The 24,429-nt window shown below is 71.0% G+C and carries 18 protein-coding genes; 5 read left to right on the forward strand and 13 right to left on the reverse strand.

What is annotated here, in order from left to right; all coding sequences use genetic code 11:
* Position 1 precedes the first annotated feature (1 nt).
* The gene (locus MTQ12_RS05365) at positions 2–1,915 is read left to right on the forward strand and encodes an ABC transporter ATP-binding protein (RefSeq protein ID WP_247424780.1); all 1,914 of its coding nucleotides are present in this window, start codon (positions 2–4) and stop codon (positions 1,913–1,915) included.
* Between the two features lies 1 nt (position 1,916).
* On the opposite strand, the gene MTQ12_RS05370 is transcribed toward MTQ12_RS05365, so the two are convergent.
* Together MTQ12_RS05370 and MTQ12_RS05375 are read right to left on the reverse strand one after the other, a co-directional pair.
* Positions 1,917–2,708 (reverse strand): class I SAM-dependent methyltransferase, encoded by a 792-nt coding sequence (locus MTQ12_RS05370; RefSeq protein ID WP_247424783.1) that lies wholly within the window; start codon positions 2,706–2,708, stop codon positions 1,917–1,919.
* Between the two features lie 21 nt (positions 2,709–2,729).
* A complete protein-coding gene (locus MTQ12_RS05375; protein WP_348983850.1) occupies positions 2,730–3,653 on the reverse strand; it encodes a heme o synthase in 924 nt (307 codons plus the stop codon).
* Positions 3,654–3,876: 223 nt separating this feature from the next.
* Between MTQ12_RS05375 and tkt the strand changes: the two genes are divergently transcribed.
* The 3 genes from tkt to MTQ12_RS05390 are packed head-to-tail and all read left to right on the forward strand — an operon-like array spanning position 3,877 to position 8,683.
* Positions 3,877–5,955 (forward strand): transketolase, encoded by a 2,079-nt coding sequence (gene tkt, locus MTQ12_RS05380; RefSeq protein WP_247424786.1) that lies wholly within the window; start codon positions 3,877–3,879, stop codon positions 5,953–5,955.
* On the forward strand, positions 5,952–7,067 hold the full coding sequence (gene tal / locus MTQ12_RS05385) for a transaldolase (protein WP_247424789.1): 1,116 nt from the start codon (positions 5,952–5,954) through the stop codon (positions 7,065–7,067). Before tkt ends, tal begins: the two co-directional genes overlap by 4 nt.
* The gene (locus MTQ12_RS05390; RefSeq protein WP_137319762.1) at positions 7,064–8,683 is read left to right on the forward strand and encodes a glucose-6-phosphate isomerase; all 1,620 of its coding nucleotides are present in this window, start codon (positions 7,064–7,066) and stop codon (positions 8,681–8,683) included. Before tal ends, MTQ12_RS05390 begins: the two co-directional genes overlap by 4 nt.
* Before the next feature lie 93 nt (positions 8,684–8,776).
* Here the strand turns inward: MTQ12_RS05390 and secG are convergent, their stop codons facing one another.
* The 10 genes from secG to MTQ12_RS05440 form a co-directional block, all read right to left on the reverse strand.
* On the reverse strand, positions 8,777–9,019 hold the full coding sequence (gene secG, locus MTQ12_RS05395; protein ID WP_137319763.1) for a preprotein translocase subunit SecG: 243 nt from the start codon (positions 9,017–9,019) through the stop codon (positions 8,777–8,779).
* Between the two features lie 69 nt (positions 9,020–9,088).
* Entirely contained in the window at positions 9,089–9,877 is a 789-nt protein-coding gene (gene tpiA / locus MTQ12_RS05400; RefSeq protein ID WP_247424792.1) for a triose-phosphate isomerase, read from the reverse strand.
* A gap of 1 nt (position 9,878) precedes the next feature.
* Entirely contained in the window at positions 9,879–11,111 is a 1,233-nt protein-coding gene (locus MTQ12_RS05405; RefSeq protein WP_247424796.1) for a phosphoglycerate kinase, read from the reverse strand.
* A 43-nt stretch (positions 11,112–11,154) separates the two neighbouring features.
* On the reverse strand, positions 11,155–12,162 hold the full coding sequence (gene gap / locus MTQ12_RS05410; RefSeq protein ID WP_247424799.1) for a type I glyceraldehyde-3-phosphate dehydrogenase: 1,008 nt from the start codon (positions 12,160–12,162) through the stop codon (positions 11,155–11,157).
* Positions 12,163–12,300: 138 nt separating this feature from the next.
* A complete protein-coding gene (gene whiA, locus MTQ12_RS05415; RefSeq protein WP_137319767.1) occupies positions 12,301–13,284 on the reverse strand; it encodes a DNA-binding protein WhiA in 984 nt (327 codons plus the stop codon).
* A gap of 13 nt (positions 13,285–13,297) precedes the next feature.
* Positions 13,298–14,329 (reverse strand): uridine diphosphate-N-acetylglucosamine-binding protein YvcK, encoded by a 1,032-nt coding sequence (gene yvcK, locus MTQ12_RS05420; protein ID WP_247424802.1) that lies wholly within the window; start codon positions 14,327–14,329, stop codon positions 13,298–13,300.
* Positions 14,330–14,331: 2 nt separating this feature from the next.
* Entirely contained in the window at positions 14,332–15,237 is a 906-nt protein-coding gene (rapZ, locus tag MTQ12_RS05425) for an RNase adapter RapZ (protein WP_137319769.1), read from the reverse strand.
* Entirely contained in the window at positions 15,230–17,176 is a 1,947-nt protein-coding gene (gene uvrC, locus MTQ12_RS05430; RefSeq protein WP_247424805.1) for an excinuclease ABC subunit UvrC, read from the reverse strand. Before uvrC ends, rapZ begins: the two co-directional genes overlap by 8 nt.
* Positions 17,163–20,066 (reverse strand): excinuclease ABC subunit UvrA, encoded by a 2,904-nt coding sequence (gene uvrA, locus MTQ12_RS05435; protein WP_247424808.1) that lies wholly within the window; start codon positions 20,064–20,066, stop codon positions 17,163–17,165. The genes uvrC and uvrA overlap by 14 nt, the downstream gene beginning before the upstream one ends.
* A 98-nt stretch (positions 20,067–20,164) precedes the next feature.
* Positions 20,165–22,681, reverse strand: coding sequence for a DEAD/DEAH box helicase (locus MTQ12_RS05440; RefSeq protein ID WP_247424810.1), 2,517 nt, complete (start codon positions 22,679–22,681; stop codon positions 20,165–20,167).
* A gap of 105 nt (positions 22,682–22,786) precedes the next feature.
* Here MTQ12_RS05440 and MTQ12_RS05445 point away from each other — a divergent pair, with 105 nt between their 5' ends.
* On the forward strand, positions 22,787–23,080 hold the full coding sequence (locus MTQ12_RS05445) for a YciI family protein (protein WP_247424814.1): 294 nt from the start codon (positions 22,787–22,789) through the stop codon (positions 23,078–23,080).
* Here MTQ12_RS05445 and MTQ12_RS05450 read toward each other — a convergent pair whose 3' ends face one another.
* Positions 23,081–24,337 carry a TerC family protein gene (locus MTQ12_RS05450; protein WP_247424817.1) on the reverse strand — a complete coding sequence of 419 codons (1,257 nt, stop codon included), beginning with the start codon at positions 24,335–24,337 and terminating at the stop codon, positions 23,081–23,083.
* Positions 24,338–24,429: the final 92 nt, after the last annotated feature.

Genomic DNA, 24,429 nt, shown 5'->3' on the forward strand with positions numbered 1-24,429 from the left:
GATGTCGATGGAGGACGCCCCGGGCTCCAAGGCCCGCGCCTTCGGGCCGACGATGAAGCGCCTGCTCGGCCGCTTCCGTCCCTTCACCCTCGCCGTCGTCGGCGCCGTGGTGCTCAACGCCGTGGGCATCGTCTTCACCGTCCTCGGCCCGCTCGTCCTCGGTCAGGCGACGAACCTCGTCTACGAGGGCTGGGTGTCCGGCCGGATGGAGGGCGGTCGGTCCCACGCCGAGGTCGTCGCCGATCTCCGCGCCGCCGGCGACACGACGATGGCCGACATGGTCGCAGCGATGGAGATCGTGCCCGGTGCCGGGATCGACTTCGCCGCGCTCGCCCGGACGCTGCTGCTCACCCTCGCGGTGTACCTGCTCGGATCCCTCGTGATGTTCCTCGCGAGCCGGATCCTCAACTCCGTCGTGCAGCGGGTGATGTACCGGCTGCGCGAGGACGTCGAGTCGAAGATCCACGCGCTCCCCCTGTCGCACTTCGACCGGATGAAGCGCGGCGACGTGCTCTCCCGGCTGACGAACGACCTCGACAACCTCAACCAGGTGCTCAGCGAGTCCCTCGGGCAGATCGTCATGAGCCTGCTCACCGTCGTCGGCGTCCTCGCGATGATGTTCACGCTGTCCTGGCAGCTCACCCTCGTCACCCTCATCACCGTGCCGCTCACCGCGCTCGTCATCGGAATCCTCGGGGTCCGTTCGCAGCGGCAGTTCCAGGCCCAGTGGAAGGCCACCGGCGTGCTCAACACCCGCGTCGAGGAGTCGATCACCGGCCACGACCTCATCACCGTCTACGGCCGTGACCGCGTGACGAAGGAGCTCTTCGACGCGGAGAACGACGACGTCTACCGGGCGTCCTTCTCCGCCCAGATGCTCGCCGGGCTGATGATGCCGGCGATGCAGTTCATCGGGAACCTCGTCTACGTCGGCATCGCGGTCGTCGGCGCCCTCCAGGTCGCCTCCGGGCAGCTCCGGCTCGGCACCGTGCAGGCGTTCATCCAGTACTCCCGCCAGTTCTCGCAGCCGCTCGCGCAGCTCGGCGGGATGGCCGCGCAGCTCCAGTCGGCGGCGGCGTGCGCCGAGCGCGTGTTCGAGCTCCTGTCCTACCCGGAGGAGACCCCGGACACCGGGACCGCGACCCTGCCCGAGCGCCCGCGCGGCGAGATCGCCTTCGAGCACGTCGCCTTCGGCTACTCCCCGGACTCTCCGCTCATCACCGACCTCGGCCTGCGCGCAGCACCCGGCACGACGACGGCGATCGTCGGCCACACCGGTGCCGGGAAAACGACCCTCGTCAACCTCCTCATGCGCTTCTACGAGGTCGATTCCGGCCGGATCACCTTCGACGGCGTCGACATCGCGGAGCTGCGCCGCTCCGAGCTCCGCTCGCACATGGGCATGGTCCTCCAGGACACCTGGCTGTTCGGCGGGACGATCGAGGAGAACATCGCCTACGGCAAGCCCGGGGCCACGCGGGAGGAGGTCGTGGCGGCGGCCGAGGCGTGCTACGTCGACCACGTCGTCCGCACCCTGCCCGACGGCTACGACACCGTCATCGACGACGACGGCGGCAACCTGTCCCAGGGCGAGCGCCAGCTCATCACGATCGCCCGCGCGTTCCTCACCCGGCCCACCGTGCTCATCCTCGACGAGGCGACCTCCTCGGTCGACACCCGCACCGAGCTCCTGCTCCAGCAGGCGATGCAGACCCTGCGCGCAGGGCGGACGAGCTTCGTCATCGCCCACCGGCTCTCCACGATCCGGGACGCGGACACGATCCTCGTCATGGCCCACGGCGACATCGTCGAACAGGGCAGCCATGCGGAGCTGCTCCAGCGCGGCGGCGCCTATGCGGAGCTCCATGCCGCGCAGCTCGCCGCCGGCGGCTCGCTCGACGGGATCGAGGACTGAGCTACTGCTGCTCGATCCTGCGGCAGATCATGAGCTCGGTGCTCGGCCCCTCGCGCCGGGAGGCGAGCAGGCGCATCTCGAGAGGGTAGAGGAGTCGCCCGGCGAGCCCGCCGAGGCCGGCCGCGGTGGCCGTGCGCATGACGAGCGCCCACGCCCGGCGGCGCAGCCAGGGGGCGTCGACCTGGGCGTTCATGAGGACGAACATCGGGGTGTGGCGGATCGGCTCGAGGCCGGCGGCGGCGAGCTCCCGCTCGATCGTGTGCATCGACCGGTTGACCTGACGCGGGCCGCGCTGCTCCGGGCCGAAGAGGAAGTTCTCCGAGAACACGAACAGCCCGCCGGGACGCAGCAGGCGCGCCGCGTTGCGGAGGGCCTGGGCGTGACCGGCGTCGTCGGTGATGTGGAAGAGCATGTCCATCGCGGAAACGATGTCGTAGGCGCCGGCGGGCACCGGGAGCTCGGGGGATGCGGCGTCGAAGGGATGGAAGTCCGAGTCCGGGAAGCGGCCGCGCAGATTGTTCACCGCGGCGGTGGTGATGTCGGAGCCGGTCACCCCTGCGACCCCGAGCTCGCGCCAGAGGTCGACGTAGAAGCCGGTGCCGGAGCCGATGTCGAACACCTCGGCGGTGGGGAGATCGATCGGAGCGGCGGCCATCTCGCGGAGGAACACCGCGCGCCTGACCCGGTACATCCAGGTGTTGAACGCCGCTCCGAGCGCGCGGTAGCCCACGCCCGTCTCCGTCCAGTCCTCGGCGAGGCGGTTCTCCCAGAAGTCCTTCGTCGACGTCTCCATGCCCCGATCCTACGGGTGAACTCAGATGAAGGGGTTGAGGAAGGGGTCGATCGCGATCGCGAGGAAGAGCACCGACAGATAGGTGATCGAGCCGTGGAACACCTTCATCGCGCGCAGCTGGGTGCCCTGGAAGCCCTGCTTCGCACGGCGGGTGAGCCCGTAGCAGAGGTACATGAACCAGGCGCCGGAGAGCAGCGCGGTGGCGATGTAGACCGGGCCCATCGGGGCGACGGGGATGAGGGCGAGGCTCGCGGCGACCATGAGCCAGCCGTAGGCGAGGATCTGCCGGCCGACGGAGGTCGGCGGCACCTTCGAGGGCAGCATCGGCACGCCGGCGGCGTCGTAGTCGGCCTTGTACTTGATGGCGAGCGGCCAGTAGTGCGGGGGCGTCCAGAAGAACACGACGAGGAACAGGATGAGCGGCTCCCACGACAGCGAGCCGGTGACCGCCGACCAGCCGATGAGCACCGGCATGCACCCGGCCGCGCCGCCCCACACGATGTTCTGGGCGGTGTGGCGCTTGAGCATGATCGTGTAGAACACGACGTAGAGGAGGATCGCCGAGGCGGTGAGACCGGCGGCCACCCAGTTGGTGAAACCGCCCATCCAGAAGATCGAGCCGATGCCGAGCGCGAAGGCGAACACGATCGCTTCGCGCAGGGACACCTCGCCGGTGACGAGCGGGCGGTTCTCGGTGCGGCGCATCTTCGCGTCGATGTCGCGGTCGAGGATGCAGTTGAACACCGAGGCCGAGGCGGCCGCGGCTGAGCCGCCGACGAGCGTGGCGAGGACGAGCCAGAGGTTGGGCAGGCCCTGCGCGGCGAGGAACATCACGGGTGCCGTGGTGACGAGGAGGAGCTCGATGACCCGCGGCTTGGTGAGCGCGACGAAGGCCATGAAGCGGGAGCGCCCGCCGGTCCGCGCCTGGAGTCGGGATTCGTCGATCGTCCGCTGGAGCGGACGCTCCACCTGCTCGGCGGCGCTGTGCTGGTCGCTGCTCACGTAACGGGGTTCTCTTCCTCTGGACACCGGATTCGACCATTCTACCCCGCGTAGTCGTCCGCGCCAGTTCCCCGCGCTGTGGTTCCGGCCACCGGTACCGCTGAGCGCGGACCACCCGGTAGAGTCGGAGTCGACGAACCCCGAGCAGAAGGACAGATGCCCTCTCATGAGCCCTGTGACCTGGTCCGCGAAGGACTCCACGGCTGTCGACACCGCACGTCTGCTGGCCGCGGACGCCGTCCAGAAGGCCGGCAACGGTCACCCGGGGACCGCGATGAGCCTCGCGCCCGTCGCCTACTGCCTCTATCAGCACACGATGGTCCACGATCCGGCCGACCCGCAGTGGCTCGGCCGGGACCGCTTCGTCCTGTCGGCCGGCCACTCGAGCCTGACCCAGTACGTCCAGCTCTACCTGTCCGGCTACGGCCTCGAGCTCGATGATCTCAAGGCGCTGCGCCAGTGGGGCTCGCTGACCCCCGGCCACCCCGAGGTCGGCCACACCGCCGGCGTCGAGATCACGACCGGGCCGCTCGGCTCCGGGCTCGCCTCGGCCGTCGGCATGGCGATGGCCGCCCGGCGGGAGCGCGGGCTCTTCGACCCCGACGCCCCGGCCGGCGAATCGGTGTTCGACCACCGCATCTACGTCCTCGCCTCCGACGGCGACCTCCAGGAGGGCGTGTCCTCCGAGGCGTCCTCGCTCGCGGGCACGCAGGAGCTCGGGAACCTCATCGTGATCTGGGACGACAACCGGATCTCCATCGAGGACGACACCTCGATCGCCTTCACCGAGGACACCGCGGCCCGCTACGCCTCCTACGGCTGGCACGTCGAGCACGTCGACTTCACGCAGGGCGGCACCGAGTACCGCGAGGACATCGACGCCCTCGCCGCCGCCCTCGACGCCGCCCAGGCCGATCCCCGCCCCTCGTTCATCCGGCTCTCGACGATCATCGCCTGGCCCGCGCCGACGGCGCAGGGCACCGGCGCCTCGCACGGCGCCGCCCTCGGCGAGGAGGAGATCGCGGCGACGAAGACCCTGCTCGGATTCGACCCGGCCGAGCAGTTCGCCGTCGATCCCGCCGTCCTCGAGCACGCCCGCGCCGTCCGGGAGCGCGGGGCCCGCGCGCACACCGACTGGAACGCCTGCTTCACCGCCTGGCGCGAGGCCCAGCCGGAGCGCGCCGCGCTCCTCGACCGGCTCCTCGCCCGCGAGCTCCCCGCCGGCCTCGACGAGGCGCTGCCGGTGTTCGAGGCCTCGACGAAGGGGATCGCCACCCGCGCCGCGTCCGGTCAGGTGCTCAATGCGATCGCCCCGCTGCTGCCGGAGCTGTGGGGCGGCTCGGCCGACCTCGCCGGCTCGAACAACACGCTCATCAAGGGCGAGGCCTCGTTCCTCCCCACCGAGCGCAGCTCCGACATGTTCGCCGGCGACCCCTACGGCCGCAACCTCCACTTCGGGATCCGCGAGTTCGCCGCGGGCCTCGCGTGCAACGGCATCGCGCTCCACGGGCCCACCCGCCCGTACAACGGCACCTTCCTCGTGTTCAGCGACTACCAGCGCCCGGCGGTGCGGCTCGCCGCCCTGCAGGAGCTCCCGACGGTGTTCGTGTGGACCCACGACTCGATCGGCCTCGGCGAGGACGGCCCCACCCATCAGCCCGTCGAGCACCTGAGCGCGCTCCGCGCGATCCCCGGTCTCGACGTCGTGCGCCCGGCCGACGCGAACGAGACCGCGGTCGCCTGGCGACGGATCCTCGACCGCACCGACGGGCCCACCGGACTGATCCTCACCCGGCAGAACGTCCCGGTCCTCGACCGCGGCGAGTACGCGCCGGCCGCCGGGGCCGCCCGCGGCGGCTATGTGCTCCTCGACTCCCCCGGCACCCCGGAGGTCATCGTCATGGCCTCGGGCTCCGAGGTCGCGATCGCCCTCGAGGCCGCGCAGACGCTGCGCGAGCGCGGCACCGCGGTGCGCGTCGTGTCGATGCCGAGCCACGAGTGGTTCGACGCCCAGCCCGCCGAGTACCGCGAGTCGGTGCTCCCGGCCGCGGTCGCCGCCCGCGTGAGCATCGAGGCCGGCACCGCGCTGAGCTGGCACCGCTACCTCGGCACCCACGGACGCGCGGTGTCGCTCGAGCACTTCGGCGCCTCGGCCGACTACCAGCGGCTCTACACCGAGTTCGGCATCACCGCGGAGGCGGTCGTGACAGCGGCCGACGACGCGCTCGCCGCAGCGAAAGGATGACCATGACCACCCCCCTGGCCGAGCTCTCCCGCGCCGGCGTCTCGATCTGGCTCGATGACCTGTCCCGCTCCCGGATCACCTCCGGCAGCCTCGCCGCGCTCGTCGCCGACAAGCAGGTGGTGGGGGTGACGACGAACCCGACGATCTTCGCCGCCGCGCTCGCTGACAGCGAGGCCTATGCCGCGCAGCTCACGCCCCTCGCCCGGGACGGCGTCGACCTCGAGACCGCGGTGGAGATGCTCACCTGCGACGACGTCGCGAAGGCCGCCGACATCCTCGAGCCGGTGTACCGCGCCTCCGGGGGCGTCGACGGCCGGGTGTCGATCGAGGTGCCGCCGGACGCGGCCCGCGACACCGAGGCGACGATCGCGCACGCCACCCGGCTGTGGGAGGCGATCAACCGCCCCAACGTCATGATCAAGATCCCCGCCACGCTCGAGGGGCTGCCGGCGATCACCGCGGTCGTCGCCCGCGGGATCAGCGTCAACGTCACCCTGATCTTCGCGCTCGACCGCTACCGGAAGGTCGTCGAGGCCTACATCAGCGGCCTCGAGCGGGCGCGCGAGGCGGGGATCGATCTCGCCGGCATCCACTCCGTCGCCTCGATCTTCGTGTCCCGCGTCGACACCGAGGTCGACCGCCGGCTCACCGCGCTCGGCACCGACGAGGCCCTGCGCCTGCGCGGGCAGGCGGGCGTGGCGAACTGCCGGCTCGCCCACCAGATCGCCGGTCAGCTGTTCACGAGCGAGCGCTTCGAGGTGCTCGAGGCCGCCGGCGCGCACCCGCAGCGTCCGCTGTGGGCGTCGACCGGGACGAAGAACCCCGACTATCCCGACACCCTCTACGTCAGCGAGCTCGTGGCGCCCGGCACCGTCAACACCATGCCCGAGGCGACGCTCGAGGCCTTCGCCGACCACGGCGAGGTGCGCGGGGACACGATCGGCTCCGGCTACGGGCAGGCGAACGCGCTGTTCGATCGGCTCGCCGCCCTCGGCATCGACTACGCCGAGGTGATGGAGCAGCTCGAGGCGGAAGGGCTGCAGAAGTTCGACGCGAGCTGGGCCGAGCTGCTCGACACGGTCCGCACCCAGCTGGAAGGAGCCCGCGCATGAGCCCCATCGACTTCGGTTACCCCTCCCCCGCCGAGTTCGACGACGAGGTCCGCGACCTCGTCACCGCCCACGTCGCCTCGCGGATCAGCGTCGGCGACGGCACCCTGTGGGGCGACGCTGCGGCCCCCGAGGCCTCCCGCCGACTCGGCTGGGTCGATCTGCCGACGAGCTCGACCGGTCTGCTCGCGGAGATCGCGGAGCTGCGCGCCGAGCTCCTTGCCGAGGGCGTCGACATCGTCACACTCGCGGGCATGGGCGGCTCCTCGCTCGCCCCCGAGGTCATCTGCGCCACCGCAGGAGTCCCTCTCGAGGTGGTCGACACCACCGATTCCGGCCAGATCGCCGAGGCGATCGGCACCGACCTCTCCCGCACCGTGCTCGTCGTGTCCTCGAAATCGGGCTCGACGGTGGAGACCGATTCGCACCGCCGCGCCTTCTCCTCCGCGTTCGAGGCCGCCGGCATCGACCCGGCCTCCCGGATCGTCGTCGTCACCGACCCCGGCTCACCGCTCCACGAGCTCGCTCTCGAGCTCGGATACCGCCGCGTGTTCCTCGCCGACCCGGAGGTCGGCGGCCGCTACAGCGCGCTCAGCGCCTTCGGACTCGTCCCGTCCGGCCTCGCCGGGGCGGACATCGGCGCGCTGCTCGCCGAGGCCCAGGAGATCGCACCGGCGCTCGCGCTCGACGAGCCGACGAATCCCGCGATCCAGCTCGGCGCCTTTCTCGGCGTCGCCCACGCCCGCGACACGGAGAAGCTCGTCGTCGCCGCCACCTCGAGCCCGATCGTCGGGTTCGGGGCGTGGCTCGAGCAGCTCGTCGCGGAATCGACGGGCAAGGACGGCGAGGGCATCCTGCCCGTCGTCGTCGAGGGGATCGACGCCCCGGGCTTCGTCGACGCGGGGGCGGACGCGATGCTCCTGTTCATCGGCCGCGCCGAGGGCGAGCACCAGCCGATGTCCGGCTTCGCGTGCGCCGTCGACGCGCCGCTCGGTGCCCAGTTCCTCCTGTGGGAGTACGCGACCGCGATCACCGGCTACAGCATCGGGATCAACCCCTTCGACCAGCCCGACGTCGAGGCGGCGAAGGCCGGGGCCCGCGAGATGCTCGACGGGGGCCTCGGCACCGGTGCCGAACGGCCCGCGTTCACGCACGGCGCGGTCGCGGTGTTCGGCCCGCCCGAGCTGCTCGACGGCGCCGACACCCTCGAGGACGCGCTGCGCGCGCTCGCCGACAGCGCCGAGGAGTACGGATACGTCGCGATCCAGGCCTACCTCGACCGGACGAGCGACACCCGCGCCGCACTCATCCGGCAGGCCGCGGCGCTCCGCACGGGCCTGCAGACGACCTTCGGCTTCGGCCCGCGCTACCTCCACTCGACCGGCCAGTACCACAAGGGCGGTCATCCGAACGGGGTCTTCCTCCAGATCACCGCGGACTCGCGAGCCGACCTCCTCATCCCCGGCCGCGACTTCACCTTCGGCCAGCTCCAGGCCGCGCAGGCCGCCGGGGACGCCCGGGTGCTGCGGGAGCGCCGTCGTCCGGTGCTCCGCCTCCACCTCACCGACCGGGCCCAGGGCATCGAGCAGATCCTCGCCGCCTTCGGCTTCGAGGCCTGAGCCCGCCGCAGCAGCGGACGGGACGCGACCAGCGAACGCCCGGAACCCCGGACCGCAGGGTCCGGGGTTCCGTCGTGTACGAGGTGGGGCGTCCTACTCGAAGCGGACGATGAGTCCGAGGAGCACGATCGAGGCCCCCCAGATGATCGCGACGAGCGTGGTGAAGCGGTTGAGGTTGCGCTCGGCGACCCCGGAGGAGCCGAGGTTCGAGCTCATCCCGCCGCCGAACATGTCCGACATGCCGCCGCCCTTGCCCTTGTGGAGCAGGATGAGCAGGATGAGGAAGAGGCTGGTGAGGATGAGGACGCCCGTGAGGGACCAGGTCAGAACAGTCACGACGGCAAGCCTAACAGAGAGCGGATGGGTGTGCGGACAGGGACGCGGGCGCGTCCGGTGGGGCTGCGGCTACCGGGCGGTCGCGGCCCGGCACAGCGCGGCGAAGCCGTCCGGGTCGAGGCTCGCCCCGCCGACGAGCGCGCCGTCGACCTCGGGGTGCTCGGTGATCTCCGCGACGTTGTCGGCCTTGACGCTGCCGCCGTAGAGGAGGCGGACCGACTGCGCGGTGTCCGCGCCGAGCAGCTCGCGCAGCTTCTCCCGCAGCGCGGTGCACATCTCCGCGGCGTCGTCCGCGGTCGCGGTCTTCCCGGTGCCGATCGCCCACACCGGCTCGTAGGCGACGACGAGCCCGGACAGGTCCTCCGGCGGGAGGCCGTCGAGGGCGGCGGCGAGCTGGTCGAGCGTGTGGGCGACGTGCTCGCCGGCCTCGCGGACCTCGAGCGGCTCCCCGACGCAGAGGATCGGGGTGAGCTCGTGGCGCAGCGCGGCCTCGACCTTCGAGCGGATCAGGGCGTCGGTCTCGCCGTGGTGCTCGCGGCGCTCGCTGTGCCCGATGATGACGTAGCTGCAGCCGAGGCGGGACAGGAAGCGGCCGGACACCTCTCCGGTGTAGGCGCCCTCGTCGTGGGCGGAGAGGTCCTGGCCGCCGTAGGCCATGTCGAGCGAGTCGCCCTGGATGAGGGTCTGCACGGAGCGGATGTCGGTGAACGGCGGGAGCACGACGACGTCGACGGCCGTGAGGTCGACCTTCGCGTCGCGCAGCGCCCAGGCGAGCTTCTGCACGGTGGAGATCGCCTCGAGGTGGTCGAGGTTCATCTTCCAGTTGCCGGCGAGCAGCAGGGTGCGGTCGGGGCTCATCTCAGCGCTCCTCGTCGGACAGCACGGACAGGCCGGGCAGCGTCTTGCCCTCGAGGTACTCGAGGCTCGCGCCGCCGCCGGTGGAGATGTGGCCGAACTGCTCGTCGGCGAAGCCGAGGTTGCGGATGGCGGAGGCGGAGTCGCCGCCGCCGACCACGGTGAGGCGGCCGTCGGCCACGCCGCCGTGGGCGTCGGTGAGGGCCTCGGCCACAGCGCGGGTGCCGGCCGCGAAGGCCGGGAACTCGAACACGCCCATCGGGCCGTTCCAGAACACGGTGCGCGCCGCGGCGATCCGCTCCGCGTAGGCGCCGGCGGATTCGGGGCCGATGTCGAGGCCCATCCCCTGCGCTCCGGCCGGGGTGTCCTCGAGGGAGTCGACGGGGCGCACCCAGTGCTCGGCGTCGGCGGCGAAGGACTCCGCCATGACGATGTCGGTGGGGAGCACGATCTCGACGCCGCGCTCGGCGGCGTCGGACAGGTAGGACTTCACGGTGTCGAGCTGGTCCTCCTCGAGGAGGCTCCTGCCCACCGCATGCCCCTGTGCGGCGAGGAAGGTATAGACCATCCCGCCGCCGATGATCAGGGTGTCGGCGCGCTCGAGGAGGTGGGAGATGACGCCGAGCTTGTCGGACACCTTGGAGCCGCCGAGCACGACGACGTAGGGCCGCGCCGGATCGGTGAGGAGGCGGTCGCACACCTCGACCTCGGCGGCGACGAGCCCGCCGGCCGCGGCCGGGAGCAGGGTGGCGATGTCGTAGACGCTCGCCTGCTTCCGGTGGACGACGCCGAAGCCGTCGGACACGTAGGCGTCGGCGAGAGCGGCGAGCTGCTCGGCGAACTCGCGCCGCTCCGCCTCGTCCTTCGAGGTCTCCCCCGGGTTGAACCGGAGGTTCTCGAGGAGGAGGATCTCGCCGTCGGCGAGGGCGGCGGCTTTGGCGCGCGCGTCCTCGCCGACGGTGTCGGACGCGAACTCGACCGCACGGCCGACGGCCTCGGCCAGCACCGGCACGACCGGGGCGAGCGAGTACTTGCCCTCGGGCTTGCCCTTGGGGCGGCCGAGGTGCGCCATGACGATGACCTTCGCACCGGCCTCCGCGAGTGCCTTCAGCGTCGGGGCGGAGGCGACGATGCGACCGGTGTCGGTGATCGTCGTCCCGTCCATCGGGACGTTGAGGTCGCTCCGGACGAGCACGCGCTTCCCGGCGTACTGCGAGGGGGTGTCGAGGGTCTTCATGGCTGCCTTTCGTCGTGCCGCTGCCGGCCGGTGCCGGGTCGGGTCAGAGGGACTTTCCTACGAGCTCGACCATGTCGAGCAGACGCTGCGAGTATCCCCACTCGTTGTCGTACCACGACACAACCTTGACCTGGGAGCCGAGCACCCGGGTGAGGCCGGCGTCGAAGATCGAGGAGTAGTCGCTCATGATGATGTCGGAGGACACGATCGGGTCCTCGGTGTAGTCGAGGATGCCCTCGAGCTCACCGGTGGTCGCGGCCTTGACCGCGGCGTTGACCTCGTCGACCGTGACGCTGCGCGAGGGGGTGAAGGTCAGGTCGACGAGCGAGCCGGTGGGCACGGGGACGCGCACCGCGAAGCCGTCGAGCTTGCCCTTGAGGTTCGGCAGGACCTCCGCGACGGCCTTCGCCGCGCCGGTGGTCGTCGGCACGATGTTGATCGCGGCGGCGCGCGCCCGGCGCAGGTCCTTGTGCGGTCCGTCGACGAGGTTCTGGTCGCCGGTGTAGGCGTGCACCGTGGTCATCAGCCCGGACTCGATCCCGAAGGCCTCGTCGAGGACCTTGGCGAGCGGGGCGAGGCAGTTCGTCGTGCACGAGGCGTTGGAGATGATGTGCTGCGTCTCCGGATCGTACGTGTCGTCGTTGACGCCCATGACGAACGAGCCGTCGATGTCCTTGCCGGGCGCGGACAGGATGACCTTCTTGGCACCGGCGGTGAGGTGCGCGCCGGCGGCCTCCCCGGTCTTGAACTTGCCCGTCGCCTCGACGACGACGTCGACGCCGAGCCCTGCCCAGTCGATGTCCTTCGGGTCCTTGATCGCGGTGGCCCGGATCCGCTCACCCTTGACGGTGAGCGATTCGTCGTCGTGGCTGATCTCCCCGGGGAAGGTCCGCCACACGGAGTCGTACTTGAGCAGGTGTGCGAGGTGCTCGTTGTCGGTGAGGTCGTTGATCGCAACGATCTCGACGTTCGTGCTCTCTGCTTCGTCGACCTGACGGAAGAACGAGCGGCCGATGCGGCCGAATCCGTTGATACCCACGCGAATGGTCATGCCGGTGCCTCCTTGAAGGGGTTCGGGGCGGTTCTGCTTCATCCTAGTCAGACCCGCGGACACAACCCCAGCGGAGCGTCGAATCCGAGTGAAGATCACATGAATCCCGCACCCGCACCGATCTGCGCACGGGGCGGCTCACGAGTCCTCGAGCATCTCCTGGGTCAGGCTCGCCTCGGTGCCGGGGATGCCGAGGTCCTCGGCCTTCTTGTCCGCGGTCGCGAGCAGCCGCCGGATGCGGCCGGCGATCGCGTCCTTGGTCATCGGCGGTTCGGCGAGCTGGCCGAGCTCCTCGAGGGAGGCCTGCTTGTGCTGGAGCCGGAGCATCCCGGCGTAGCGGAGGTGCTCGGGCACGTCGTCGGCGAGGATCTCGAGCGCACGCTCGACACGCGCCCCGGCCGCCACCGCCGCGCGGGCGGAGCGGCGCAGGTTCGCGTCGTCGAAGTTCGCGAGCCGGTTGGCGGTGGCGCGGACCTCGCGGCGCATCCGCCGCTCCTCCCACACCAGCCGAGTGCTCTCCGCACCCATGTTCGTGAGCATGTCGCCGATCGCCTCGCCGTCGCGGATCACCACCCGGTCGACCCCGCGGACCTCACGGGCCTTCGCCCCGATCCCGAGCCGGCGGGCGGCGCCGACGAGCGCCAGCGCGGCCTCCGGCCCCGGGCAGGTGATCTCGAGGGCCGCCGAGCGACCGGGCTCGGTGAGCGAGCCGTGGGCGACGAAGGCGCCGCGCCAGGCGGCGCGGGAGTCGGTGAGCGAGCCGTTGACGATCGCGGAGGGCAGCCCGCGCACGGGCCTCCCCCGGCCGTCGATGAGACCGGTCTGACGGGCGAGCGCCGGACCGTCCTGGCTCACCCGCACGAGGTACCGGTTGCCCTTGCGGATGCCGGAGGCGCCGACGACGACGACCTCGGCGACGTGGCCGAACAGCTCCTTGATCTCGGTGCGCAGGCGCCGGGCGACGGCACCGGTGTCGAGCTCGGCCTCGACGACGATCGAGCCGGCGACGATGTGGAGCGCCCCGGCGAACCGCAGCACGGTCGACACCTCGGCCTTGCGCGCCGAGGTGCGGGTGATCCTGAGGCGAGCGAGCTCGTCCTTGACCTGTGCGGTCAATGCCATGGGTGTTCCTTCCTCACCACTGCTCGTCCACAGTGATTCCGGCGTCGATGAGCAAATCACGGTAGCATGCCGCGAGCTTGAGGCTGTCGTGGGCGCGGGGCCGGCGGGACTCGAGCGGCCGCGACCACAGCCGGGCCCCGAAGCGCCGCTCCGCCGCGCGGGCGAGCGCGGGTTCGTCGGCGGCCGCCGCGCTGTCGACGAGCACGGCGTCGAAGCGCAGCTCCGGGGCGTGCGCGTGGAGCGATTCGAGGTGGTCGACGAGGGTGAGGTCCGCGGTCTCGGCCTGTGCCCCGGGCAGGTTGAGGGTGAGGCACTTGTAGGCCGTCGAGGCGACGATCGCCTCGGCGAGCTCGGGCACGAGCAGGTGCGGCATGACGGAGGTGTACCAGGACCCGGGTCCGAGGTTGAGCACCTGCGCGGCGCGCACGGCCTCGATCGTCTCCCGGCGGGCGGGCGGCGCCTGCGGGTCGAGGCGCACGTGGTCGACCCGGCCCGGGGTCGCGGCGAGCTGCGACTGCCCGCGGATCACGCTCGTCGGCCCACCGGGGCGGAGCGCGACGTCGGCCTCGATGACGAGCGGGACGGAGGACATCGGCAGCACCCGTCCGTGGGTGCGCAGCAGCCGCGCCATCCAGTCGAGTCCCTCGACGTGGTCCCCGAGGAGCTGCCACAGCGCGGAGATGAGGAGGTTGCCCACGGAGTGCTCGTCGAGCGGACCGCGGGACTGGAAGCGGTGCTGGATGACGTCGCGCCAGGTGCGGCCCCACTCGCCGTCGTCGCAGAGCGCGGCGAGCGCCATCCGCAGGTCGCCCGGGGGCAGCCCGCCGAGCTCCTTGCGGAGCCGGCCCGAGGAGCCGCCGTCGTCGGCCACGGTGACGACCGCGGTGAGGTTCTCGGTGAGCAGCCGGAAGGCCCGCAGCGCGGCGTAGAGCCCATGGCCGCCGCCGAAGGACACGATCATGGGCCCGCCGGAGGGCTGCTTGGCGGGTCGGCTGAGGTAGAGGGGCAGCTCCTCGGTGCGGATCAGCCCGGGATGCGGGTCCATGCTCATTCCCGCCCGAGGTCGCGGTGCCGGACGCTCACCGAGGCCTCGGTGCGGTCGGCGAGGCGCCGGGCGAGCTGCTCGCCGATCGCCACCGAGCGGTGCTTGCCGCCGGTGCAGCCGATCGCGATGGTGGCGAAGGAGCGATTCTCGCTGAGATACCCCTCGACGATGATGTCGAGGAGCGCGAGATAGCGGTCGACGAAGCTCAGCGCGCCCGGCTGGGACAGCACATAGTCCGACACCGGGGCATCCTGGCCGTTGAGTCCGCGCAGATGCGGGATCCAGTAGGGGTTGGGGAGGAAGCGGACGTCGACGACATGGTCGGCGTCCTTCGGGATGCCGTACTTGAATCCGAAGCTCATCACCGTGAGCTTGAGCGCAGCGGCGCCGTCCTGGCCGAAGGCGGCGCGCACCTCGGCGCGGAGCTGGTGGACGTTGAGGTCCGAGGTGTCGATGGTGATGTCGGCGCGGTTGCGCAGCGGGGCGAGCTCGCGGCGCTCGGCCTCGATCCCGTCGATGAGCGTGCCGTCCCCCTGGAGGGGGTGGGGCCGTCGGACCGATTCGAAGCGGCGCACGAGCACCTCGTCGCTCGCGTCGAGGAACAGGACGCGGATCCCGATCCCCTGGTCCACGTAGTCGACGAGCACCTGCTCGAGCTCGGAGAACATCGAGCGGGCACGGACGTCGGCGACGACGGCGACCTTGGGCAGCGCGCCGTCGGCCCGGGCGACGAGCTCGACGAGCGGGGCGATCATCTGCGGCGGGAGGTTGTCGACGACGTACCAGTCCATGTCCTCGAGCGCGTTCGCCGCCGTCGAGCGCCCGGCCCCGGACATCCCGGTGAGCACGAGCACCTCGAGCGCGGTCGCGGGCGAGGTGGTCTCGACGATCTCCGGCGGCTCAGTCATCCGGGCTTCCTTCCGCTGCGGTGGCTTCCGCTCCTACGGTATCCGATCCCGGGTCCTCCCCGGTCTCCCCGCCTGCGGCCTCCGACGGGCCGAGGGCGGCGTGGATGCGCTCGGCGAGCGCCGGACCGATGCCGGGCGCTCCGGCGAGCTCCTCGGGGCTCGCGGCGCGGACCTGACGGACCGACCCGAAGCGCGCGAGCAGCGCCTTGCGCTTGGCCGGACCGAGCCCGGGGATGCCGTCGAGGGCGGATGCCCGCATGCTCCTCCCCCGGCGCTTGCGGTGGTAGGAGATCGCGAAGCGGTGGGCCTCGTCGCGGATCCGCTGGAGCATGAACAGGCCCTCGGAGTTGCGGGGCAGCACGACGGGGAACTCGTCGCCGGGCACCCACACCTCCTCGAGCCGCTTCGCCAGGCCGATGACGGCGATGTCGGTGATGCCGAGGTCCTCGAGCGCGGCGACCGCGGCGTGCACCTGGGGCAGCGCGCCGTCGACGACGAGCAGCGAGGGGCGGTAGCCGAAGCGCTCGTCGGGCTCGGTGGACACGAGGCTCTCGAGGTAGCGGGAGAAGCGGCGGGACACGACGTCGTACATCGCGGCGGTGTCGTCGCGGGCGGCGTCCCCGGTGACGGCGAAGTGACGGTAGTCGCGCTTCTTCGGCAGCCCGTCCTCGAATACGACGAGCGAGCCGACGACGTCCTGGCCGCCGGTGTGGGAGTTGTCGATGCATTCGATGCGCAGCGGCGGCTCCGCGAGGTCGAGCGCCTGCTGGATCTCGGTGAGCGAAGCGCTGCGGGTGGTGAGGTCGGAGGCGCGGCGGGTCTTGTGGAGCTGGAGAGCCTGCTCGGCGTTCTTCGCCACGGTCTCCATCACGGCGCGCTTCTCGCCGCGCTGCGGCACCCGGATGCTCACCTGCGACCCCCGCATCTCCGTCAGCCACGCGGTGACGGTGTCGAGATCGGCGGGCAGGGTGTCGACGACGATCTCGCGCGGGATCGCCTCGGGCTCGACATCGGTGTACGCCTGCCGGAGGGAGTCGGCGATGAGCTCGGCGGGGCCGAGCTCCTGGAGGCGCTCGATGATCCAGCCGCGCTGCCCGCGGATCCGGCCGCCGCGCACGTGGAACACCTGCACGGAGGCCTCGAGCTCCTCGGCGACGAGGGCGAAGACGTCGACGTCGGCGTTCATCGACAGCACCACGGCGCTCTTGTCGAGGACCTTCTCGAGCGCGGCGATCTCGTCGCGCAGGCGGGCGGCGCGCTCGTAGTCGAGCTCGGAGGCGGCGGCGGCCATCTCCTCCTTGCGCGCGGAGATGAAGCGGCCGGTGTTCCCGCCCATGAAATCCGCGATGCTCCGGGCGAGGCCGCGGTGCTCCTCCGGCGTCACCCGGCCCACGCAGGGGGCCGAACACTTGTCGATGTAGCCGAGCAGGCAGGGCCGCCCGGTGCGCTGGGCGCGCCGGAACACCCCGGGCGTGCACGTGCGCACGGGGAAGGCCCGGAGGAGCAGGTCGAGGGTCTCGCGGATCGCCCACACCTGCGCGAAGGGCCCGAAGTACTTGACGCCGGGCTTGCGCTTCCCGCGGGTGATGAAGGCGCGCGGGAACTCGTCGCGCAGGGTGAGCGCGAGGTACGGGTAGGACTTGTCGTCGCGGAACATGACGTTGAACCGCGGTTCGAACTCGTTGATCCACGTCCATTCGAGCTGGAGCGCCTCGACCTCGGTGTCGACGACGGTCCAGTCGACGGAGGCCGCGGTGTGGACCATCGCGAAGGTCCGCGGGTGGAGCCCGGAGGGATTGGCGAAGTACGAGTTCAGGCGGGCACGGAGGTTCTTCGCCTTCCCGACGTAGACGACCCGGCGGTCCGGGTCGCGGAACCGGTAGACGCCCGGCGAGGTCGGGATCTCGCCGGGCCGCGGCCGGTACTCAGTCGGATCCACTGCCGCCCGCCCGTCGACCGAGGAGCCCGGCCAGGTACTCCCCGGTGTAGGAGCCGGCGATCTGCGCGACCTCCTCCGGGGTGCCCTCGGCGATCACCGTGCCGCCGCCGCGCCCGCCCTCGGGCCCCATGTCGATGACGTGGTCGGCCGAGGCGATGACGTCGAGGTTGTGCTCGATGACGATGACGCTGTTGCCCTTGTCGACGAGCCCCTGGAGCACCCCGAGGAGCTTGCGGATGTCCTCGAAGTGGAGACCGGTGGTCGGCTCGTCGAGGACGTAGACCGTGCGCCCCCGGGTGCGCTTCTGGAGCTCCGCGGCGAGCTTGACGCGCTGCGCCTCGCCGCCGGACAGCGTGGTCGCCGGCTGGCCGAGCCGCACGTAGCCGAGCCCGACCTCGACGAGGGTGGTGAGGTGCCGGGCGATCGCGGGCACCGCGGCGAAGAACTCCGCGGCCTCCTCGATCGGCATGTCGAGCACCTCGGCGATGTTCTTCCCCTTGAACCGGGCCTCGAGGGTCTCCCGGTTGTACCGCGCGCCCTCGCACACCTCGCAGGGGACGTAGACGTCGGGGAGGAAGTTCATCTCGATCTTGATCGTGCCGTCGCCGTGGCAGGCCTCGCAGCGCCCGCCCTTGACGTTGAAGGAGAACCGGCCCGGCTGGTAGCCGCGGACCTTCGCGACCTCGGTCTCCGAGAACAGGCGGCGGACGTGGTCGAACACGCCGGTGTAGGTGGCCGGGTTCGAGCGCGGGGTGCGCCCGATCGGCCCCTGGTCGACGTGGATGACCTTGTCGAGGTGCTCGAGCCCGCGCACCCGCTTGTGGCGCCCGGGCACCCGCTTGGCGTTGTTGAGCTTGTTCGCCAGCTCGGTGTAGAGGATGTCGTTGACGAGGGTCGACTTGCCGGAGCCGGAGACCCCGGTGACGGCGGTGAGGACCCCGAGCGGGAAGCTCACGGTGACGTCGCGGAGGTTGTTCTCCCGGGCGCGTTCGACGGTGACGACGCGCTTCGCGTCGACCGGGCGGCGGCTGCCGGGCAGCTCGATGCGGCGGCGCCCGGCGAGGTAGTCGCCCGTGATCGAGCGGGCGGCGTCGGTGAGCCCGGCGACCGGCCCGGAATACACGACCTCGCCGCCGTGCTCGCCGGCACCGGGGCCGATGTCGACGATCCAGTCGGAGGACTCGATGGTCTCCTCGTCGTGCTCGACGACGATGAGCGTGTTGCCGAGATCGCGGAGCTTGACGAGGGTCTCGATGAGGCGGCGGTTGTCGCGCTGATGGAGGCCGATCGACGGCTCGTCGAGGACGTAGAGGACGCCGACGAGCCCGGAGCCGATCTGGGTGGCGAGCCGGATCCGCTGCGCCTCGCCGCCGGACAGGGTGCCGGCGGTGCGGTCGAGGCTGAGGTACTCGAGCCCGACGTCGAGGAGGAATCCGATGCGGGCCCGGATCTCCTTCATCACCTGTGCGGCGACCGCCGCGTCGCGGCCGCTGAGCTCGAGCCCGCCGAGGAACTCCCCGGCCTGGTCGAGCGCCATCGCGGAGACCTCGGCGATCGAGCGGCCGGCGACGCGCACGCTCAGCGCCTCCGGCTTGAGCCGGGTGCCCTGGCAGGCGGAGCACGGGACCTCGCGCATGTAGGACTCGTAGCGGTCCCGCGCGTGGTCCGATTCGGTCTCCCCGTGCTTGCGGAGGATGTACTGGTAGACGCCCTCGAAGCCGGTCGAGTACGTGCGCTCGCGACCGAACCGGTTGCGGTACTTGACGTGGACCTTGTGGTCCTTGCCCTCGAGGATCGCGGTGCGCTGCTTCTTCGTCAGCTCCGCCCACGGGGTGTCCATGTCGAAGCCGAGGTCCGCCCCGAGCCCGGCGAGGAGCCGGTTGAAGTACTTCGCGGTGCTCTTGCCCACCGACCAGGGCGCGATCGCGCCCTCGGCGAGGCTGAGGTCCTCGTCGGGGACGACGAGCACCTCGTCGACCTGGAGCTTGACCCCGATCCCGTCGCAGGTGGGGCATGCGCCGAACGGCGAGTTGAAGGAGAAGGTCCGCGGTTCGATCTCGTCGATCGTCAGCGGGTGCTCGTTCGGGCAGGACATGTGCTCGGAATAGGTGCGCACGGTGCCGTCGTCGACGAGCTCGATGTCGATCCGGCCGTCGGCGAGCGCGAGCGCGGTCTCAACGGAGTCGGTGAGCCGCTGGCGCATCCCCTCCTTGATGACGAGGCGGTCGACGACGGCGGCGATGTGGTGCTTGACCTGCTTGGCGAGCACCGGCGGCTCGCTGAGCTGGACCTGCTCGCCGTCGACGACGGCGCGCGCGAAGCCCTTCGCCTGGAGCTCGGCGAACAGGTCGACGAACTCCCCCTTGCGGCCGCGGACCAGCGGGGCGCGGACGATGAATCGGGTGCGCTCGGGCAGCTCGAGGAGCTGGTCGACGATCTGCTGCGGGGTCTGGCGGGTGATCCGCTCCCCGCAGGTCGGGCAGTGGGGGACGCCGATCCGGGCCCACAGGAGGCGGAGGAAGTCGTAGACCTCGGTGATCGTGCCGACGGTCGAGCGCGGGTTGCGCGAGGTCGACTTCTGATCGATCGACACCGCCGGGGACAGGCCCTCGATGAGGTCGACGTCGGGCTTGTCCATCTGCCCGAGGAACATCCGGGCGTAGGAGGACAGGGACTCGACGTAGCGGCGCTGGCCCTCGGCGAAGATCGTGTCGAAGGCGAGCGAGGACTTGCCCGAGCCGGACAACCCGGTGAAGACGACGAGCGAGTCCCGCGGGATCGCGATGTCGACGTTCTTGAGGTTGTGGGCGCGCGCGCCCTCGACCCGGAGCGTGTCGAGGTGCGACACGCCTCGAGCGCTCCGGGCGCGCCCACTGGTCTGCTCTGCCATCACATCGGTCACTCTATTCCCCTCCTCGGACACGGGTCCTGCGCCGCCCGCGTCCCCCTCGTCATCGTGTGTACCGTCGTCATGCCGGTCGCGACCGCTCAGGTGCCGGCCGGGGCCATCGGCCCCACGTCGAGCACCTCGACGACGACCTCGTCCGCCTCGTCGCTCGCCGCGACGTCGACGCGGGCGGTGATCGCCCAGTCCCTGTCCCCGCGGGGATCGGCGAACACCTGTCGCACCTCCCAGTGGTCCGGACCCGGGGTGATGTCGACGAGCGCGGCGCTGCGGGCGTCGCCGTCGATGCCGAGTTCGCCGTACTCGGCGTAGTAGTCCTCGATCGCGTCCTCCCAGGCCTGCTGGTTCCAGCCGCTCGCGCCGTCGAGCTCGCCGAGCCGGGCGTAGTCGGCCCGCTCGGCGAGCAGCACGCGGTGGAACATCGTGTTGCGGATGAGCCGGGTGAAGCGGTGGGCGTCGGCCGACAGCCGGGTGTCGAGCGGCGGCAGCAGGCTCTCCTGGCCCGGGTCCTCCGGGTTCCGCAGGGCCTCCCACTCCTCGAGCAGGCTCGAGTCGACGCGTCCGATGAGGTCCCCGAGCCACGCCGTGATCTGCTCGAGCTCCGGCGTCTGCGCCTCGGTCGGGACGTTCTGCACGAGCGCCCGGAAGACGTCCGTGAGGTAGCGCAGCAGGCCGCCCTCGACGCGGGCGAGCCCGTAGTAGGCGACGAACTGGCTGAAGTTCATCGCCTGCGTGAGCATGTCGCCGACGACCGACTTCGGCTCGATCCCGATCTCCCGGACCCACGGCGCGGTCTCGGCGTAGGCGTCGAAGGCCGCGGTGAGCACCTCGGCGTTCGGCTGCGGGTAGGTGAGCTCGTCGAGGACGGCCATCCGCTCCTCGTACTCGACGCCCTCGGCCTTGAGGGCACCGAGCTCGTCGCGCTTGATCCGGTCGAGCTGGCCGCGCAGGATCGCGTACTGGATCGACGTCGTCGCCTCGATGATGCTCAGCACGTCCATCGCGTAGTCCGGGGACTCGCGGTCGAAGAGGTCGAGCGCGGCGTGGGCGAAGGGCGAGAGCGGCTGGTTGAGCGCGAAGTGCGGCCCGAGGTCGGTCTGCGGCCGAAAGCTCACGTGCCCGGCCTCGTCGACGGTGCGGGTGATGACGCCGGCGGTGAGGAGCGCGCGCCCGATGTGGAGGGCGCGCAGTCGCATGTCGAGCTGCACCTCCGGGGTGTCATGGGTCGAGGCGATGAAATCGGCGATCGTGCGCACGCCCGCACCCGGCCGGGACAGCAGGTTGATGATCGTCGCATGCGTGATCCGCATCCGCGAGGTGAGCTCCTCCGGCCGGCCGGTCGTCAGGTGCTCGAAGGTCTTCTCCGACCACGACACGAAGCCCGCCGGGGGCTGCTTCTTCGTCACCTTCCGGCGCTTCTTCGGGTCGTCCCCGGCCTTCGCGAGGGCCTTCGTGTTCTCGATGACGTGCTCGGGGGCCTGCACGACGACGTAGCCCACGGTGTCGTACCCGGCGCGGCCGGCGCGCCCGGCGATCTGCTGGAACTCGCGGACGTGGAGGCGGCGCATGCGCCGCCCGTCGAACTTCGTCAGACCGGTGAAGAGCACGGTCCGGATCGGCACGTTGATGCCGACCCCGAGCGTGTCGGTGCCGGAGATCACCGTGAGCAGGCCGGCGGAGGCGAGCTGCTCGACGAGCCGCCGGTACTTCGGGAGCATGCCGGCGTGGTGCACGCCGATGCCGTGCGTCAGCAGGCGCTTGAGGACGGTGCCGAAACCGGCGCCGAACCGGAAGCCGCTGATCTCGGCGGTGATCGCCGCCCGCTCCTCCCGCGTGGTGAGGTTCGCGCTGACGATCGAGCCGGCGAGCTCGACGGCCTGCGCCTGCGCGAAGGACACGACGTAGACGGGGGCGCGACCGCGCCGCACGAGGGCGTGGAGCGCCTCGTGGAGGGGTTCGACGGAGTACTCGAACTCGAGCGGAACGGGGCGATCGACCGAGGTCACGAGGGTGGTGGGCCGGCCGGTGCGCTCCTCGAGGTCGCCGGCGATCCGGGACACGTCGCCGAGGGTGGCGGACATGAGGACGAACTGGGCCTGCGGCATGAGGAGCAGCGGGACCTGCCAGGCCCAGCCGCGCTGCGGGTCGGCGAAGTAGTGGAACTCGTCCATGACGACCATCCCGACGTCGAGCAGCGCACCCTCGCGCAGCGCCTGGTTCGCGAGGATCTCCGCGGTCGCGCAGATGATCGGCGCATCGGGGTTGACGGCGGAGTCGCCGGTCACCATGCCGACGTTCTCCGGTCCGAGCGCCTCGGTCAGGGCGAAGAACTTCTCGCTCACCAGCGCCTTGATGGGGGCGGTGTAGTAGCTCCGCCGCCCGGTGCTCAGCCCGGAGAACAGCGCGGCGAGCGCAACCATGCTCTTGCCGGAGCCCGTCGGGGTGGCGACGATCGTGTTGTCGCCGGTGACCGCGGCGAGCACCGCCTCCTCCTGAGCCGGGTAGAGGGTGATGCCGAGCGCGCTGCAGTGGTCGAGGAAGGCTTCCTGGACGGTGTCCGGGTCCGCGAACTCCGCGGGGATCTCCGGCAGGCGTGGCACGTGGGTTCCTTCCGTGGGCGGCGTCTAGACTGGCGGTGCGGGCACCGGGTGGTACAACCGGCGCCCACCTGCCGATTATTCCCCACTCCCGGACTGGAGAAGCACATGGCGATCTTCGCTGTCACCTACGAGTACGGCCCCGACACCGAGCGCCGGATGGCGGCCCGACCGGCGCACCGCGCCTGGCAGGCAAACCTGCTCGAATCGGGGGTGCTGCTCGCCTCCGGTCCGCTCGAGGACGACGACACCCCGGGAGGGCTGCTCATCCTGTCCGCCGACGAGCGGGCGAACATCGTCGACATCCTCACGCAGGACCCGTACGCGGCCGAGGACGTCATCGCGGCGACGACCATCCGCACCTGGAACCCCGTGTTCGGGCCCTTCGCCCCGCAGGACTGATCAGACCGTCGGGCCGTCCTGCTCGACGATCCGGCGGGACACCTCGGCGTCGGCGCCGCGGCTCTCGGCGGCGGCCAGCCGGGTCTCGTGCGCGGTGCGGATGATGCGCGAGTACTTGTCCTTGTGGTCGAGGAGCCTGTCCCGCCACTTCTGGTCGAGCCCCTCGGCCTCCTGCGTCCAGCGGTCCATGAGCCGCACCGCCTGCGTGCGCTCCTCGGGGCTCGCGTCCTCGGGCAGCACGGTGTAGCGGTGCGAGTAGCGCTCGGCGTTCTGAAGGGCGCGCAGAGCGCGGCCCTTGGGGCTCCACAGCGAGGCGACGACGGTGATCCCGAGGAGCGCGACGATGACGAGGAGCGAGGTCGTCGTGGGGACCTCCGCGACCGGCACGTTCTCGCCGCCGTTGATGAACGGCAGGTTGTTCTCGTGGAGCGCGTGGAGGATGAGCTTGATGCCGATGAAGCCGAGCACCGCGGCGAGGCCGTAGGCGAGATAGACGAGGCGGTCGAGCAGGCCGTCGATGAGGAAGTAGAGCTGGCGCAGGCCCATGAGCGAGAACGCGGTCGCGGTGAACACGATGTACGGCTCCTGGGTGAGGCCGTAGATCGCGGGGATCGAGTCGAAGGCGAAGAGGATGTCGGTGGCGCCGATCGCCACCATGACGAGGAGCATCGGGGTGAGCACCTTCTTGCCGTTCTCCATGGTGAAGAGCTTGTCGCCGTCGTAGGTGTCGGAGGCGGGGAGGAACTTCTTCGCCATCCGGACCATGAAGTTGTCGGCCTCGTCCTCCTCCTTGTCGCCGGTGAGCTCGCCCTTGAGCTGCTGGCCGGCGATGAGGATGAGGAAGAGTCCGAAGAGGTAGAACACGTCGGACCACATCTCGATCGCGACGGCGCCGATGAGGATGAACACGGTGCGCGAGATCAGCGCGAAGGTGATGCCGAAGAGGAGCACCTTCTGCTGGTAGTCGCGCGGCACCTGGAAGCTCGCCATGATGACGAGGAACACGAAGAGGTTGTCGACGCTCAGCGCCTTCTCGGTGAGGTAGCCGGCGTAGTACTCGACCGCGTGCGTGGTGTCGCCGAAGGCGAAGAACACGAGTCCGAAGACGAGCGCGAGGCCGACGTAGATCGCCGACCACACCGCGGCCTCGCGGATCGTCGGGGTGTGCGCCTTGCGCACGTGGAAGAAGTAGTCGAATGCGAGGAGCGCGACGATGACGATGATCGTCACCGTCCAGGTCAACCAGGTGATCTCCATGCCGGAGCCGTGCCTTTCCGTAGCGGGGAGGCGTCCGGCGCGCGGCCGCGGGGAGGGGCTGCGGTGCGCAGGACGCCATGAGGTCGGCCGCC

Origin of the sequence: Brevibacterium sp. R8603A2 (genome assembly GCF_023072605.1) — a bacterium.
Classification (GTDB): domain Bacteria; phylum Actinomycetota; class Actinomycetes; order Actinomycetales; family Brevibacteriaceae; genus Brevibacterium; species Brevibacterium pityocampae.